At 66.8% G+C, this 768-nt stretch carries 1 protein-coding gene; it reads left to right on the forward strand.

Annotated features, from left to right (window positions below):
* A partial coding sequence (locus WS69_RS26605; RefSeq protein WP_156438407.1) for an HAD-IC family P-type ATPase occupies window positions 1–768 on the forward strand: 768 nt, incomplete at both ends.

The raw sequence follows: 768 nt of genomic DNA on the forward strand, positions 1-768 counted from the left end.
ACGATTCCCGCCGACGGCGAGGTGATCGAAGGCGTCGCGTCGGTCGACGAATCGGCGATCACCGGCGAATCGGCGCCCGTGATCCGCGAATCGGGCGGCGACTTCTCGTCGGTGACGGGCGGCACGCGCGTCTTGTCCGACTGGATCGTCGTCCAGGTGACGGCGAACCCGGGCGAGGCGTTCCTCGACCGGATGATCGCGATGGTCGAAGGCGCGAAGCGCAAGAAGACGCCGAACGAGATCGCGCTCACGATCCTGCTCGTCGCGCTGACGATCGTGATGCTGCTCGCGACCGCGACGCTGCTGCCGTTCTCGATGTTCTCCGTCGAAGCGATGAAGGCGGGCCACGTCGTGACGATCACCGCGCTCGTCGCGCTGCTCGTGTGCCTGATCCCGACGACGATCGGCGGCCTCTTGTCCGCGATCGGCGTCGCCGGAATGAGCCGGATGATGCAGGCGAACGTGATCGCGACGTCGGGCCGTGCAGTGGAGGCAGCGGGCGACGTCGACGTGCTGCTGCTCGACAAGACGGGCACGATCACGCTCGGCAACCGCCAGGCTTCGGCGTTCTATCCGGTATCGACCGTGACCGAGGAAGCATTCGCCGATGCCGCGCAGTTGGCTTCGCTGTCGGACGAGACGCCGGAAGGCCGCAGCATCGTCGTCCTGGCAAAGCAGCGCTTCAACATTCGCCAGCGCGACATGGCCGCGCTGCATGCGGTGTTCCTGTCGTTCTCCGCGCAGACGCGGATGAGCGGCGTCGATCTG

The organism is Burkholderia sp. BDU5, assembly GCF_001522845.1.
Classification (GTDB): Bacteria; Pseudomonadota; Gammaproteobacteria; order Burkholderiales; family Burkholderiaceae; genus Burkholderia; species Burkholderia mayonis.